Origin of the sequence: Polynucleobacter sp. MWH-Jannik1A5 (genome assembly GCF_018881795.1) — a bacterium.
GTDB lineage: Bacteria > Pseudomonadota > Gammaproteobacteria > Burkholderiales > Burkholderiaceae > Polynucleobacter.
In genome coordinates this window covers 249,029-262,208 of the sequence record NZ_JACVPQ010000001.1, presented here as the reverse complement: position 1 = coordinate 262,208, position 13,180 = coordinate 249,029, and the positions used below count along the sequence as shown (strand labels likewise).

Sequence of the window (13,180 nt, the reverse complement as noted above, 5' to 3'; positions counted from 1 at the left end):
GCGCGCGAAGATCCCCGTCCGCAAAATTCCACCTGTCTTGGCCGGTATCCGGGCTAGTAAATATCAGAATCTGGCCTTCCCATGCGATTGACGCGCACAGTGGCTTTGTCAGATTCCTGACGTCTTTGACTTACTAATAAAGACGCATTTACCTACCGTTGCGGGGGCAGCACACGTTTAGTGTTTCCCGTTTAACTTTATTGCACTGCAATAAAGCACCACGACCCCGTTATTCTAGCTGATTTGATGGGGTCTAAGACCCAAATTCCGGCTTAAAAAGGCAAAAAAGCCTACAATATGAGGTCTAGGAGTAAGCATTGATGACCGTATTAGATAAGCATCCCGAAAAGAACCTGATTCGCCTGCAGTTAAGCCAAAACTCGGTCTTAAAAAGCTTGGATCCGGCCGCAATGGCTGAGTTAGAACGTCATTTAGAGATCTCCGACCTCAAAAAATCTGAAATTTTGCTGCACCAGGGTGACCATCAGATGGAGCAGTACTTTGTTTTGGATGGCATTCTGAAGCGCATTGTTTCAAGTGCCGATGCAAAAGAGATGATTCTGCGTTTTGCCATCGAGAAAGATATTGAAACCAGCTATGCCGCTTGGCGCCTAAAGACGGCAGCCCCATACAGTATTGCCTGCGTGACCAAGGCGCGCGTAGCCCGGATGCCCCTAAAAAAATGGGCAGAGTTCCTGGATCAACACAAGCCTCTTAAAGAGAGCTTTGAGTTTGAGGTAATGCGCCTCATGAGTGAAATCATGGCCCACACGATTACCTTGCATATGCTGGATGCGCCAGGCCGGGTAGAGCGTTTCTTGCGTAAATACGAGGATTTATTTGAGCTCCTCCCTAAAAAAGAGCTGGCAGCCTACCTGAACCTTTCTCCAGAGACCTTGAGCCGCCTCAAAACGAAGCACAAAGAGCTTTTTGTATAGGCGCTCGCCCCTCCTGTAATTACAGGATTTAGAGGGAAATTGACCGAAGTCAATGATGAACCCCCTCCCCAAGCCTAATATTCATTTCAGCCTAAGCGGGGTCAAAAATCTCGCAGTGCGATTAATAACTAAATTGGAGACATTAGCGAGAGCTAAATTGCTTTTACCCTTACCGGGTGATTTGCGATTCTTAAAAAATTTCTATGACTACAGATAATCAAAACACACAGTTAACGGATGGCTTCCATCTCGTCATTGATGCCTTGAAGGCAAACGACCTCGATACGATTTTCGGTCTGGTTGGTATTCCAATTACTGACTTATGTCGTTTAGCCCAGGCTGAAGGTTTGCGTTTTATTGGTTTCCGTCATGAGCAGCACGCAGGTAATGCTGCCGCGATTGCTGGTTACATGACCCAAAAGCCAGGTATTTGCATGACGGTTTCTGCTCCTGGTTTCTTGAACGGTTTGACAGCACTGGCTAACGCAACTGTGAACTGTTTCCCAATGATTTTGATCTCTGGTTCAAGTGAGCGTGAAATCGTTGACTTGCAACAAGGTGACTACGAAGAGATGGATCAGCTCAATGCAGCTAAGCCATATTGCAAAGCTGCATATCGTATTAATCACATTGAAGATATCGGCATCGGTTTTGCTCGCGCAATTCGTGCTGCAGTTTCTGGTCGTCCAGGCGGTGTTTATTTGGACTTGCCAGCCCAGTTACTCGCGCAAACAATGCCTGTTGAAGAGGCCAAGAAATCCATCTTCAAGGTAATCGATCCAGTTCCACGTCAAATCCCTGCAGCTGATGCAGTTGCTCGTGCATTGGATGTATTGAAAGGCGCTAAACGTCCATTGATTCTCTTGGGTAAGGGCGCTGCTTATGCGCAAGCTGACAAAGAGATTCGTGATTTGATCGAAAAATCTGGCATCCCATATTTGCCAATGTCTATGGCTAAAGGTTTATTGCCAGACAACCACCCACAATCTGCTTCTGCAGCACGTTCATTTGTATTAGCTGAAGCTGATGCTGTGATGTTAGTTGGTGCGCGTTTGAACTGGTTGTTGGCACACGGTAAAGGTAAAACTTGGGGTAAAGATCCTAAGAAATTTATCCAAATCGATATTCAAGCAAACGAAGTGGATAGCAACGTACAAATCGCTGCTCCATTGATTGGTGATATCGGCTCTTGCGTGAGCGAACTCTTGAAGGGTATTGCTGCTGTTCCTAAGCCAAGCGCTGAATGGATTGCTGCCATTACCGAGAAGAAAGATAAGAACACAGCCAAGATGGCGGAGACATTAGCTAAAGAAGCTAACCCAATGAACTTCCATGGCGCATTGCGTGTAATTCGTGATGTGATCAAGAAGAACCCAGATGTGAACTTGGTAAACGAAGGCGCAAATACACTCGACTATTGCCGTGCAATCGTAGATATGTACAAGCCACGCAAGCGCTTTGACTCAGGCACCTGGGGAATTATGGGTATCGGTATGGGTTATGCCATTGGTGCTGCTGTAACCAGCGGCTTGCCAACTGTAGCGGTTGAGGGTGATAGCGCGTTTGGTTTCAGCGGCATGGAATTGGAAACCGTTTGCCGTTATAACTTGCCGATCACTACTGTTATCTTTAATAACAACGGCGTATACCGCGGTACTGATGTGAATCCAACTGGCGGTGCTGATGTTGCGCCAACAGTATTCGTTAAAGATGCTCGTTACGACAAGATGATTGAAGCGTTTGGTGGTGTTGGTTACTACGTAACTACTCCAGCAGAATTAGAAGCAGCGTTAACAGAAGCGATTGCTGCCGGTAAACCAGCCCTCATCAATGCTGTTATTGATGAAACTGCAGGTACTGAGAGTGGACGTTTAACAAACTTAAACCCATCCACAGCAGCTGCTAAGAAGTAATCCAAGATAAATTTAGAAGCAAACAAGAAAGACTTAAGGAGAAACAAACATGACTAAACCATTAGACGGTATTCGCATTATTGACTTCACACACGTACAAGCAGGTCCTGCATGTACTCAGTTATTGGGCTTTTATGGCGCAGACGTTATTAAGGTTGAGCGTCCAGGCTCTGGTGACGTTACACGTAGCCAATTGCGTGACGTGCCTGGTGCAGATGCTTTGTACTTCACAATGCTCAACGGCAATAAGCGTTCTTTGACTTTGGACACTAAGACTCCAGAAGGTAAGGAAGTGTTAGAGAAGATGATCAAGGTTTCTGACGTAATGGTTGAGAACTTTGGCCCAGGCGCATTAGACCGTATGGGCTTCTCATGGAAGCGTATTCAAGAGTTGAATCCAAAAATGATTCTAGCTTCTGTTAAGGGCTTTAGTGATGGCCACTCATATGAAGATTTAAAAGTGTATGAGAACGTTGCTCAGTGCGCTGGTGGCGCTGCTTCTACTACTGGTTTCTGGGATGGTCCTCCTACAGTTTCTGCTGCTGCTTTGGGCGACTCTAATACTGGTATGCACTTGGCAATTGGCATCTTGACTGCATTGATGCAGCGTCAAAAAACTGGCAAAGGTCAAAAAGTATCTTGCTCAATGCAAGACGCTGTATTGAACTTGTGCCGTGTGAAATTGCGCGATCAACAACGTTTGGACAAAGTTGGCTACTTGGAAGAGTATCCACAGTACCCACACGGTTCCTTCACTGACGTAGTTCCACGCGGCGGTAACGCTGGTGGTGGCGGTCAGCCAGGTTGGGTGTTGAAGTGTAAGGGTTGGGAAACAGATCCAAACGCATACATCTACTTCACAATTCAAGGTCACGCTTGGGAGCCAATTACCAAAGCTTTGGGCAAGCCAGAGTGGGCAACTGATCCAGCGTACATGACTGCTGAAGCTCGTCAAGACAAGATTTTTGACATCTTCGCAACTATCGAAGACTGGCTCAAAGACAAGACTAAGTACGAAGCTGTGGACATCCTCCGCAAGTTCGATATTCCATGTGCTCCAGTTCTCTCTATGAAAGAATTGGCTGCTTCACCAGACTTGCGTAAGAGCGGTTCTATCGTTGAAGTTGACCACAAAGTACGTGGTAAATATTTGACAATCGGTAGCCCAATCAAGTTCTCTGATTTGGAAATTGAAGTGAAGCCATCTCCAGTATTGGGTGAGCACACCGATGAAGTGTTGGCTGATCTTGGCTACAACGCTGACGATATTGCAAAGCTACACTCAGCTAAAGCGGTTTAATAAAAATAATTATCTGCTTAATTGCAGTTACTTTAGGGCGCTCCTTGTGAGCGCCTTTTTTATTCTATAGACTGGCCATATGAAGACAAATATTGATTTGCACCAACTAATAGAGTGTGTCGGTGATGCCATCATCGTGGCTGATGCTCATGAAAAGATTGTGCTTTGGAATCCGGCAGCCACTCGCATCTTTGGTTACTCCGAGGGGGAAGCGCTAGGTAATACATTGGATCTCATTGTCCCCGAACGCCAACGGCAAAAACACAATGACGGTTACAGCCATTCCATGGAGACGGGTAAAACTCGGTATGGAACATCTCTATTGAAAGTGCCTGCCAAACATAAAGATGGCAGCATGCTGTCGATTGCCTTTACTGTCGGAATGCTATTTGACGCCTCTGGTAAGGCCAATGGGGTGGTAGCCATCGTCCGTGATGAAACCGAACGCTTTGCCCAAGAAAGAGCCCTCAAAAAGCGACTCTCCGATCTTGAAAATCCCCAGTTTTAGCTGCATATAGGCCTATGGTGACGCCAACACAGGCTTAGAAGGGGGTTGTGCCCAAATATTGGGCATGCATCAATTTTCCCTATTTCCCGCTGGTAAAATTGCCTCAATTCAAAATTTTCATTCTTATTAGGACTTAAATCATGGCAAAAGCACTAGAAGGGGTCAAAATCCTCGACTTTACGCACGTTCAATCAGGCCCAACCTGTACTCAGTTACTGGCTTGGTTTGGTGCGGACGTAATCAAAGTAGAAAAATCTGGCGAAGGAGATGCAACACGCGGTCAGTTGCGCGATATCCCTGATGCAGACAGTTTGTACTTCACGATGTTGAACCATAACAAGCGTTCTATTACCGTGAATACTAAAACCCAAAAAGGCAAAGAAATTCTTGAGCGTCTGATTAAAGAGTGTGACGTTCTAGTAGAGAACTTTGCGCCAGGCGCACTCGATCGTATGGGATTTTCTTGGGAGCGTATTCAAGAGCTCAACCCAATGATGATCATGGCTTCAGTAAAAGGTTTTGGTCCTGGTCCATATGAAGATTGCAAGGTATATGAAAACGTAGCGCAATGCGCAGGTGGTTCTGCATCTACTACTGGTTTTGATGATGGCCCTCCAATGGTTACTGGTGCACAAATCGGTGACAGCGGAACAGGTTTGCACTTGGCATTAGGTATCGTGACTGCCTTGTATCAACGCACTCATTCTGGCCGTGGTCAGAAAGTATTGGCGGCGATGCAAGATGCAGTATTGAACTTGTGCCGTGTGAAGTTGCGCGACCAGCAACGCCTTGAGCGTGTTGGCTTGATGCAAGAGTATCCACAGTTCCCGAACGGTGAGTTTGGCGACTCTGTACCCCGCGCAGGCAATGCCTCTGGCGGTGGTCAGCCTGGTTGGATTGTTAAATGTAAGGGCTGGGAAACTGACCCAAATGCATACATGTATGTGATCGTTCAGGCCCCAGTTTGGGAAGCAATTTGCAAAGTAATCGGCCGTGAAGATTGGATTACTGACGTGCGTTTTGCGTCTCCAATGGCGCGCTTGCCGCACCTCATGGAAATTTTTGGCGAGATAGAAAAGTGGACCATGACGATGACTAAGTTTGAAGTCATGGATGTCTTGAATAAATATGACATCCCATGCGGTCCAATTTTGTCTATGAAAGAAATCGCTGAAGAGCCTGCATTGCGTGCTACTGGAACCGTGGTTGAAGTTGATCACCCGATTCGCGGAAAGTACCTCACTGTTGGTAACCCAATCAAGATGTCTGATAGCCCAACAGAAGTGACTCGTTCACCATTGCTTGGTGAGCACACTGATGAGATTCTCCATGAGTTGGGTTACTCCACAGATGAGTTGATCTCATTACGTCACGATAAGGTGATCTAAGATGCGGGTTGCTTTGATTGGGAGTGCGGATTTTGGTAAAGCGGCATTAGAAGCTTTTTTGGATCGCGGCGATGAAGTGGTTGCCGTTTTCTGCCCACCTGATAATCCCAAATCAAGCAAACCGGAAGTCTTAAAAGAAGCTGCGCTAGCAAGGGGCTTAAACCCCTTGCAGTTCGCCTCTCTGAAGGGGCCTGAAGCCGCTCAAGCCATGATTGATAGCAATGCCGACATCTGTGTGATGGCTTATGTATTGCAATTTGTGCCACAAGAACTCGTAAAGATCCCAAAGCATGGCACTATTCAATATCATCCCTCTTTGCTCCCCAAGTACCGTGGCCCAAGCGCCATCAATTGGGCGATTGCATTAGGTGAGGAAAAAACGGGTTTAACAATCTTCCGTCCATCCGATGGTTTAGATGAAGGCGAAGTGATTTTGCAAAAAGAAGTAGTTATTGGACCTAATGACACCTTAGGAAAAATCTACTTTGATCATTTATTTCCAATCGGTGTCAAGGCTTTGCTTGAAGCTGCCGACTTAGTGGTTGCAGGCAAGCATCAAGAAGTTGTTCAAGATGAATCACAAGCTAACTATGAAGGTTGGTTTGATGCGAATGCTGCGCAGATTCATTGGGCGACACATATCAGTCAAATCTATAACCTGATTCGTGCATGCAATCCTGCGCCAGGTGCGTGGACGAAGTTTGGTGAGCAAAAAGTGCAGATCTACGATTGTCATAAACACGTGGCAGCCACTTTTGGTGCCGTTAAAGGCAAGCCAGGTGAAGTCATACAGATCACCTTAGATTCATTCTTCATCACCTGCCATGGCGGGCAGATTGAAGTGCTCAAGGCTAAGGGTGCTGCAGGCAAAGTTACTGGCGCTGAACTAGCCAAAGAATTGAATTTAGAAGTAGGGCAGTTCTTCGCGCTGTAATCCCGCTGACTTACATTAGCTGCTGCAGAGATTATTTGATGATCTGCAAATAAGGGGCGTGCGAGATCGAAATTAAGCCTTGATATGGACTGCTAAAAGTCAAAGCCAGAATACAAAGCGGTGTGAGAACGGTGAAAGTGGCAATTGACATCGCTACCATCAAAGCTTTCGGTTTGGATAGGTGAATAAAAGCAACGGATATCAGCACCAAAATACCTAAAAATAAAATTGCATACCAACGAATTGGGTGCAGATCAAATGAAGCATAGGCTTGACGAGTTTCACGCGCGGTATTGATAGCATAGAACTCGTTTAATAATGCCTTTGATTCGGCCTTATCAGGCTGAATGTTCACCGCCTTAAAGATTTCTGATCTCATGACGGTAAATTTTTCGTCAGTAATTGGTGAACCTGATCGGTCGGAGGCTAACGTTTTCCACTCATCCTCAATGATTGACTTGATATAGATTTTGGCGGAGGCGGAAAGATTGGTGCCTTTTATATACGGCACAGAATTAGCTAAACTGATGACACTTAGAATGCTTTGACTCTCATTTTTAATCGCTCTAGTAGCAACGCTATAGTTGTCCCAGACAGACGTAGCAAGCAGGGCGGCGGTTAAAGAAAATAGGACTGCGGGAAGGCTAAAAAAAGGGGCAACAACCCCTTCATATCGTTCAAGCAGAGATTTAGTTTTTGGGCTGACAAAGAGCACTGCAATGATGGTTGAGAGACCTATGAACCCAATGCAAAGGGCTAAGATTAAGCTAAGCTCAGTTTTAAAAAATAAGTTTTGCAATCTCTACCTTTCTAAATCATTCTGCTTAAATCAGTATTTACTTTCGCTAAATACTGAACAGCATGGCTCACGAGGCCTTAAAGATTAAATTTCTAGGTTATCAATCAAGCGCGTTTTACCAAGCTTGGCTGCTGTCAAGATGACGAGCGGCTCACCAGCTTGTAACTGCTCATTGGTAGCAGGGGCTAAATCGCTTTGTTGGCGAATGGCGATGTAATCAGGTTGCCAGCCACGACCTGCCAAAGATGCAACTGCTATTTTTTCAATTTCAGAAAGAGATTTGGCATCGCGAACATTTAAATCGAGGACTCGTTGACGCACCTCTTTTAACGCTTTCATCAGCTCAGGGGCTTCTGCGCGTTCTTCAACTGAAAGATAGCCGTTGCGAGAGGAGAGCGCCAGGCCGTCGTCTGCACGAATCGTTTCGCCGGGAATAATCTCCACTGGTAAGGCAAATTGCTTTGCCATCTGGCGAATAATCATCAGTTGCTGATAATCTTTTTTACCAAATACGGCAACCTGGGGTTGCACGCAAGAGAAGAGCTTAAGCACTACCGTGCAAACGCCTTTAAAGAAGCCTGGGCGGAACTCGCCTTCAAGGATGTCGCCTAGTTGCTGTGGTGGATCAACTCGATATTCTTGGGGTTGTGGGTAGAGGTCTCTCTCGGTAGGTGCAAACAGGATGTAAACACCTTCTTTTTCAAGCTTGTCGATGTCTGCCTGCATGGTGCGAGGGTAGCTATCAAAATCTTCATTAGGACCAAACTGCAGGCGGTTCACAAAGATGCTCGCTACTACAGGATCACCATGCTGTCTTGCTAAGCGCATGAGTGAAAGGTGACCCTCATGGAGGTTGCCCATGGTTGGTACAAATGCGGCGCGGTTTTGACCTCTTAAATGGTCACGTAATTCTTGTATGTCGCTGATGATTTTCATGCAACAGGGGTATAGGCAAGGCGTACGTAGATTGGTGCGTATGGCTCTGCTTGGGTAATTTCTACCAAAGCTTCGCGTGAGAGCTCAAGCATCGCAATGAAGTTCACGATCACTACTGGAATGCCTTTGCCAGACTTAATAGCATCTTCAAAGAGCTCGCCGAACTCCACGAATTTAGTACTTTGTAAGCGGCGCAAGATGCGGGTCATAAAGTCGCGAACTGATAACTCTTCGCGAGTAATGGTGTGGTGCTGCGTCAGTTTGGCGCGATGCAGAACATCACGCCAAGCCATTTGCAAGTCTTCCACATTGACATCAGGCCAAGCAATGGCAATGGTGGTGTCGACGTAACCATGCGCTACTTGGAAGTCGCGACCTTGTTGCGGAATTTGATCGAGCTCTTGGGCAGCAAGCTTCATACGCTCGTACTCTAAGAGGCGGCGAACTAATTCTGCGCGCGGATCTTCGACTTCTTCTTCGCTGTCTGCCTTCTTCATTGGCAAAAGCATGCGAGATTTAATTTCAATCAACATAGCGGCCATGAGCAAGTACTCAGCTGCTAATTCAAGATTGTGATGACGAATTTGATCGATATAGCTTAGGTATTGTTGAGTAACCTGCGCCATCGGAATATCCAGAACATTGAAATTCTGTTTACGAATCAGGTATAGCAATAGATCTAAGGGGCCTTCAAATGCTTCTAGAAAAACTTCTAGTGCATCAGGTGGAATATAAAGATCAGTAGGGAGCTTAAAAAGGGGTTCGCCGTAGAGTTTGGCGAACGCTTCCGACATGCCATCGGTAACCGATGGAGTGCTATCTAGTAAATCCGATATTGGCTGAGCCATAGGCTCATTGCCAGATGAACTACCTGACGCATTTGCTGAATTAGTCATTCGAATATACGTAAGCGCGTTGCTTCAATTTCGCAGCTTTGGCGCGACGTTGATCTTCAACACTCAATGGCTCTTTGTCCCACAGGAGGGCGCGACCAGCTTGCTGTTCAGCCTCGAGGTTTGGATTCTCGGATTTCAGCTCATTTAAGAACTGGGTGAATTCAGATTGATACCTTGCCATGACATTTCCTAAAATACTCAATTAAATCAATAACTTATGAAATTAATACGAAAAGTTATCTGGGGACTACAACCGCCATTATAGGTGCTTTTTAGGGGGCTTTTTACAAGTTTGCAGCCAGCAAAGCCTCAATTTGAGGTGCTTCCACACGCGTCATCAGGTGCTTGTAAGCATTGATGGGGTTCTTGCTGGAAAGGGGGGTATTGATATCACTCCAACTTAAGGGCGCTAGCGATAAAAACTCTTCAACGCCAGAAGCTACCTGAGGGATAACCGGCTTCAGGTAAAGACTCAGCATTCTGAACGCTTCCAAAGTAATACTGCAAACGCGCTGCAAATCGGCTTCACGCTCAGGATCTTTGGCGATTTCCCATGGCTTATTCTCATCGACAAAACCATTTACCTTGTCTGCAAGTTCCATCACGGTACGTAGTGCTTTTGCGTACTCGCGTCCCTCATAGAGTTCGGCAATTTTTTCGCTCGATGACGCGATGTCTTTCAGAAGGGGGTTATTCATTGCTTCGTCGGAAACGATGCCGCCAAAACGCTTCACCAAGAAGCCCGCACTTCGGCTGGCAATATTGATGTACTTACCTAATAAGTCGCTGTTAACGCGCGCAACAAAATCTTGAAGATTCAAATCTAAATCTTCCATGCTGTCATTCAGCTTGGTCGCAAAGTAATAACGGAACCACTCTGGATTAAAGCCGCACTCAATCACACTGTTTGCAGAGATGAGTGTGCCGCGTGACTTGCTCATCTTCTCGCCATCAACCGTTAAGAAGCCGTGAGCAAATACATTGGTTGGTGTGCGGTAACCTGCAAATTGCAAAGTTGCCGGCCAAAACAAAGTATGGAAATACAGAATATCTTTGCCGATGAAGTGGTATTGCTCTGTAGTGGTATCCGGCTTAACCCACTCATCAAAATTGAGGCCTTTAGCCTGGCAATAGTTGAGGAAGCTGGCGTAGTAACCAATTGGGGCATCAAGCCAAACATAGAAGTACTTGCCGGGGGCATCAGGGATTTCAAACCCGAAATACGGGGCATCGCGGGAGATATCCCAGTCGCCCAACTTGCTTTCTCCAGGCTGGCCAACCCATTCTTTCATCTTATTGCGAGCCTCTGGCTGCAATGGTGTTTTTACTTGAGTCCAATCGCGTAAAAACTCCTCGCAGCGTGGATCAGAGAGCTTAAAGAAGTAGTGATCAGAAATCTTTTTGATCGGTGTTGCGCCACTCACTACTGAGAATGGATTCTTTAAATCGGTAGGTGAATAGGTCGCACCACATTTTTCACAGTTATCACCATATTGATCTTTGGCGCCACACTTGGGACATTCGCCTTTGATAAAGCGATCAGGCAAAAACATTTCTTTTACTGGATCGTAAGCTTGCTCGATGGCACGTTTTTCAATCAATCCTGCATCACGTAGCTTTATGTAAATACTCTGTGCGAGTTTTTCATTCTCAGGGCTATCAGTGGTGTAGTAGTTATCAAATGAAATCAGGAAGTTGTCAAAGTCACGCTTATGTTCTTTCCAAACATTAGCGATGAGTTCTTTTGGTGTAAGACCTTCTTTTTCGGCGCGCAACATGATGGGCGTGCCGTGAGTATCATCTGCGCCGACATAGTGAACCTCATGACCACGCATTCTTTGAAAGCGCACCCAAATATCGGTTTGTACATACTCCACCAAATGGCCAATATGGATCTGACCATTGGCATACGGTAAGGCGGAGGTAACAAGAAGGCGGCGTTGGGAACTGCTCATGTAATACGGACTTAAATAAGAAGGTTAAAAAGTTAACTAGGGCGTAGCACTCAATTATGCTGGCTTATGCAGTGATTTTAGTCTGCGGTTAAAGTAAAGCACCGTGAAGTCTTGATAAATCCCGATAAACTTCCATTTAGCCCGACCCCGAGAGAGTATTTATGGCAGCAAAACCTAATATTCAGATGTCCTGCGCCTCCGTGCCTGTTGTGCACGAGGTTGAGGTTATGGATGAAATGGGGCGTCTTAAAAAGACCCACATTCCGGGTGAGCGCCCCTTAACCATCTACTTGGATAAACGTGAAGTCGTGACTCTCATGACCTTGGGTAGTGCTCCCGAAGCCCTGGTATTGGGCTATTTGCGTAATCAGCGCCTGGTTGAATCTCCCGATGACATTGAGAGCATTCAGGTTGATTGGGAAACTGACTCTGCTGCCGTTAAAACCCGTCGAAGTACGGTGGATATTGATGCTCTGACTAGTAAGCGAGTGGTTACCACTGGCTGTGGTCAAGGCACGATGTTTGGGGGTCTCATTGAGGAGATGGATGAGATTCAGTTGCCTGAAGGGCCGACATTGTCCCAAGAGGCAATTGTTGCCTTAATTGACTCCATCCGAATCCATGACACGATTTACAAGAAATCCGGTTCAGTCCATGCCTGTGCAGTTTTTGAGCGCGATGGTAGTGAGGGTGTCCGCCTTTTGCATTTCATTGAGGATGTTGGTCGCCATAACGCGGTTGACTCGATTTCTGGGTTGATGTGGCTAGCCAATAAGCCCGGTAGAGACCTCATTTTCTTTACCACTGGACGCCTGACCTCAGAGATGGTCATCAAGGGTGCTCAGATGGGCATTCCCTTCCTCTTGACCCGCTCAGGGGTAACTTTGATGGGCTTGGAGCTGGCCCGCAAAACCAATCTCACTATTCTCTCCCGTTGTTCGGGCAAACACTTCGAGATCTATAACGCCCCGGAGAGGGTCGTTTTTAGCCAAAAACCCCAATAAATTCGTGGGCAGGTAGGGGCGAAGGTTTTACAATTCGCCCATGACTATTAAATCTGACCACTGGATCCGCCGCATGGGCGAGCAAGGCATGATCAGCCCATTTGAACCTGGGCAAGTTCGCCAAGACGCCGCCGGCAACAAAATCGTAAGTTATGGCACCTCAAGCTATGGCTATGACATTCGTTGCGCAGACGAATTCAAAATCTTTACCAACATCAATAGCACCATCGTTGACCCAAAGAATTTTGATGAACAATCCTTCGTCGATTTCAAGGGCGATGTTTGCATCATTCCGCCAAATTCATTTGCGCTAGCAAGAACGGTTGAGTACTTCAAGATTCCACGTAGCGTATTAACTGTTTGCGTTGGTAAGAGTACATATGCGCGTTGCGGCATTATTGTGAACGTCACACCATTCGAGCCTGAGTGGGAGGGCTATGTCACTTTAGAGTTTTCAAATACCACTCCATTGCCTGCCAAGATTTATGCGGGCGAAGGGTGCGCACAAGTACTCTTTTTTGAGAGTGATGAAGTATGTGGCACATCGTATAAAGATCGCGGTGGTAAGTATCAAGGTCAGCGGGGCGTTACCCTGCCTAAGACCTAAGC

General features: G+C 46.3%; 13 protein-coding genes and 1 riboswitch. Of the genes, 8 read left to right on the top strand and 5 right to left on the bottom strand.

Translation table 11 applies throughout. The features are described 5' to 3' along the window. Positions 1 to 21: 21 nt before the first annotated feature. A riboswitch (cobalamin riboswitch) is annotated at positions 22 to 238 on the bottom strand. A gap of 82 nt (positions 239 to 320) precedes the next feature. The 6 genes from ICN23_RS01195 (at position 321) to ICN23_RS01170 (ending at position 6,981) form a co-directional block, all read left to right on the top strand. After that, positions 321 to 938, top strand: a complete 618-nt coding sequence (locus tag ICN23_RS01195; protein ID WP_216230559.1) for a Crp/Fnr family transcriptional regulator — start codon at positions 321 to 323, stop codon at positions 936 to 938. A gap of 203 nt (positions 939 to 1,141) precedes the next feature. Then, positions 1,142 to 2,851, top strand: coding sequence for an oxalyl-CoA decarboxylase (gene oxc, locus ICN23_RS01190; protein WP_216230558.1), 1,710 nt, complete (start codon positions 1,142 to 1,144; stop codon positions 2,849 to 2,851). A 49-nt stretch (positions 2,852 to 2,900) separates the two neighbouring features. Continuing rightward, positions 2,901 to 4,151, top strand: coding sequence for a formyl-CoA transferase (frc, locus tag ICN23_RS01185; RefSeq protein WP_216230557.1), 1,251 nt, complete (start codon positions 2,901 to 2,903; stop codon positions 4,149 to 4,151). Between the two features lie 79 nt (positions 4,152 to 4,230). Next, positions 4,231 to 4,659 carry a PAS domain S-box protein gene (locus ICN23_RS01180; protein ID WP_216230556.1) on the top strand — a complete coding sequence of 143 codons (429 nt, stop codon included), beginning with the start codon at positions 4,231 to 4,233 and terminating at the stop codon, positions 4,657 to 4,659. A 140-nt stretch (positions 4,660 to 4,799) separates the two neighbouring features. After that, positions 4,800 to 6,047: a formyl-CoA transferase gene (frc, locus tag ICN23_RS01175; RefSeq protein ID WP_216230555.1), complete on the top strand. Its 1,248-nt coding sequence runs from the start codon at positions 4,800 to 4,802 to the stop codon at positions 6,045 to 6,047. A 1-nt stretch (position 6,048) separates the two neighbouring features. Further along, positions 6,049 to 6,981 carry a methionyl-tRNA formyltransferase gene (locus ICN23_RS01170; protein ID WP_216230554.1) on the top strand — a complete coding sequence of 311 codons (933 nt, stop codon included), beginning with the start codon at positions 6,049 to 6,051 and terminating at the stop codon, positions 6,979 to 6,981. Positions 6,982 to 7,012: 31 nt separating this feature from the next. Here the strand turns inward: ICN23_RS01170 and ICN23_RS01165 are convergent, their stop codons facing one another. From ICN23_RS01165 to metG, 5 genes are all read right to left on the bottom strand, one after another. After that, complete coding sequence (locus ICN23_RS01165) at positions 7,013 to 7,780, bottom strand: DUF4239 domain-containing protein (RefSeq protein ID WP_216230553.1); 768 nt, start codon at positions 7,778 to 7,780, stop codon at positions 7,013 to 7,015. 84 nt (positions 7,781 to 7,864) lie between these two features. Continuing rightward, positions 7,865 to 8,716, bottom strand: coding sequence for a pantoate--beta-alanine ligase (panC, locus tag ICN23_RS01160; RefSeq protein ID WP_216230552.1), 852 nt, complete (start codon positions 8,714 to 8,716; stop codon positions 7,865 to 7,867). Beyond that, positions 8,713 to 9,564 (bottom strand): ScpA family protein, encoded by an 852-nt coding sequence (locus ICN23_RS01155; protein ID WP_281776280.1) that lies wholly within the window; start codon positions 9,562 to 9,564, stop codon positions 8,713 to 8,715. The genes panC and ICN23_RS01155 overlap by 4 nt, the downstream gene beginning before the upstream one ends. Before the next feature lie 40 nt (positions 9,565 to 9,604). After that, complete coding sequence (locus ICN23_RS01150) at positions 9,605 to 9,793, bottom strand: DUF3460 family protein (protein WP_216230550.1); 189 nt, start codon at positions 9,791 to 9,793, stop codon at positions 9,605 to 9,607. A 103-nt stretch (positions 9,794 to 9,896) separates the two neighbouring features. Then, positions 9,897 to 11,567, bottom strand: coding sequence for a methionine--tRNA ligase (gene metG, locus ICN23_RS01145; RefSeq protein ID WP_216230549.1), 1,671 nt, complete (start codon positions 11,565 to 11,567; stop codon positions 9,897 to 9,899). Between the two features lie 161 nt (positions 11,568 to 11,728). Between metG and ICN23_RS01140 the strand changes: the two genes are divergently transcribed. Further along, positions 11,729 to 12,571: a formate dehydrogenase accessory sulfurtransferase FdhD gene (locus ICN23_RS01140; protein WP_216230548.1), complete on the top strand. Its 843-nt coding sequence runs from the start codon at positions 11,729 to 11,731 to the stop codon at positions 12,569 to 12,571. Between the two features lie 40 nt (positions 12,572 to 12,611). After that, on the top strand, positions 12,612 to 13,178 hold the full coding sequence (dcd, locus tag ICN23_RS01135) for a dCTP deaminase (RefSeq protein ID WP_071464932.1): 567 nt from the start codon (positions 12,612 to 12,614) through the stop codon (positions 13,176 to 13,178). Positions 13,179 to 13,180: the final 2 nt, after the last annotated feature.

What these genes read in the sequence shown, in the direction of transcription:
- frc (WP_216230557.1), top strand. Translation starts at nt 2,901, where the DNA reads ATGACTAAACCATTAGACGGTATTCGCATTATTGACTTCACACACGTA.
- ICN23_RS01140 (WP_216230548.1), top strand. Translation starts at nt 11,729, where the DNA reads ATGGCAGCAAAACCTAATATTCAGATGTCCTGCGCCTCCGTGCCTGTT.
- frc (WP_216230555.1), top strand. Translation starts at nt 4,800, where the DNA reads ATGGCAAAAGCACTAGAAGGGGTCAAAATCCTCGACTTTACGCACGTT.
- ICN23_RS01180 (WP_216230556.1), top strand. Translation starts at nt 4,231, where the DNA reads ATGAAGACAAATATTGATTTGCACCAACTAATAGAGTGTGTCGGTGAT.
- panC (WP_216230552.1), bottom strand. Translation starts at nt 8,716, where the DNA reads ATGAAAATCATCAGCGACATACAAGAATTACGTGACCATTTAAGAGGT.
- ICN23_RS01170 (WP_216230554.1), top strand. Translation starts at nt 6,049, where the DNA reads ATGCGGGTTGCTTTGATTGGGAGTGCGGATTTTGGTAAAGCGGCATTA.
- dcd (WP_071464932.1), top strand. Translation starts at nt 12,612, where the DNA reads ATGACTATTAAATCTGACCACTGGATCCGCCGCATGGGCGAGCAAGGC.
- ICN23_RS01150 (WP_216230550.1), bottom strand. Translation starts at nt 9,793, where the DNA reads ATGGCAAGGTATCAATCTGAATTCACCCAGTTCTTAAATGAGCTGAAA.
- ICN23_RS01155 (WP_281776280.1), bottom strand. Translation starts at nt 9,564, where the DNA reads ATGGCTCAGCCAATATCGGATTTACTAGATAGCACTCCATCGGTTACC.
- metG (WP_216230549.1), bottom strand. Translation starts at nt 11,567, where the DNA reads ATGAGCAGTTCCCAACGCCGCCTTCTTGTTACCTCCGCCTTACCGTAT.
- oxc (WP_216230558.1), top strand. Translation starts at nt 1,142, where the DNA reads ATGACTACAGATAATCAAAACACACAGTTAACGGATGGCTTCCATCTC.
- ICN23_RS01195 (WP_216230559.1), top strand. Translation starts at nt 321, where the DNA reads ATGACCGTATTAGATAAGCATCCCGAAAAGAACCTGATTCGCCTGCAG.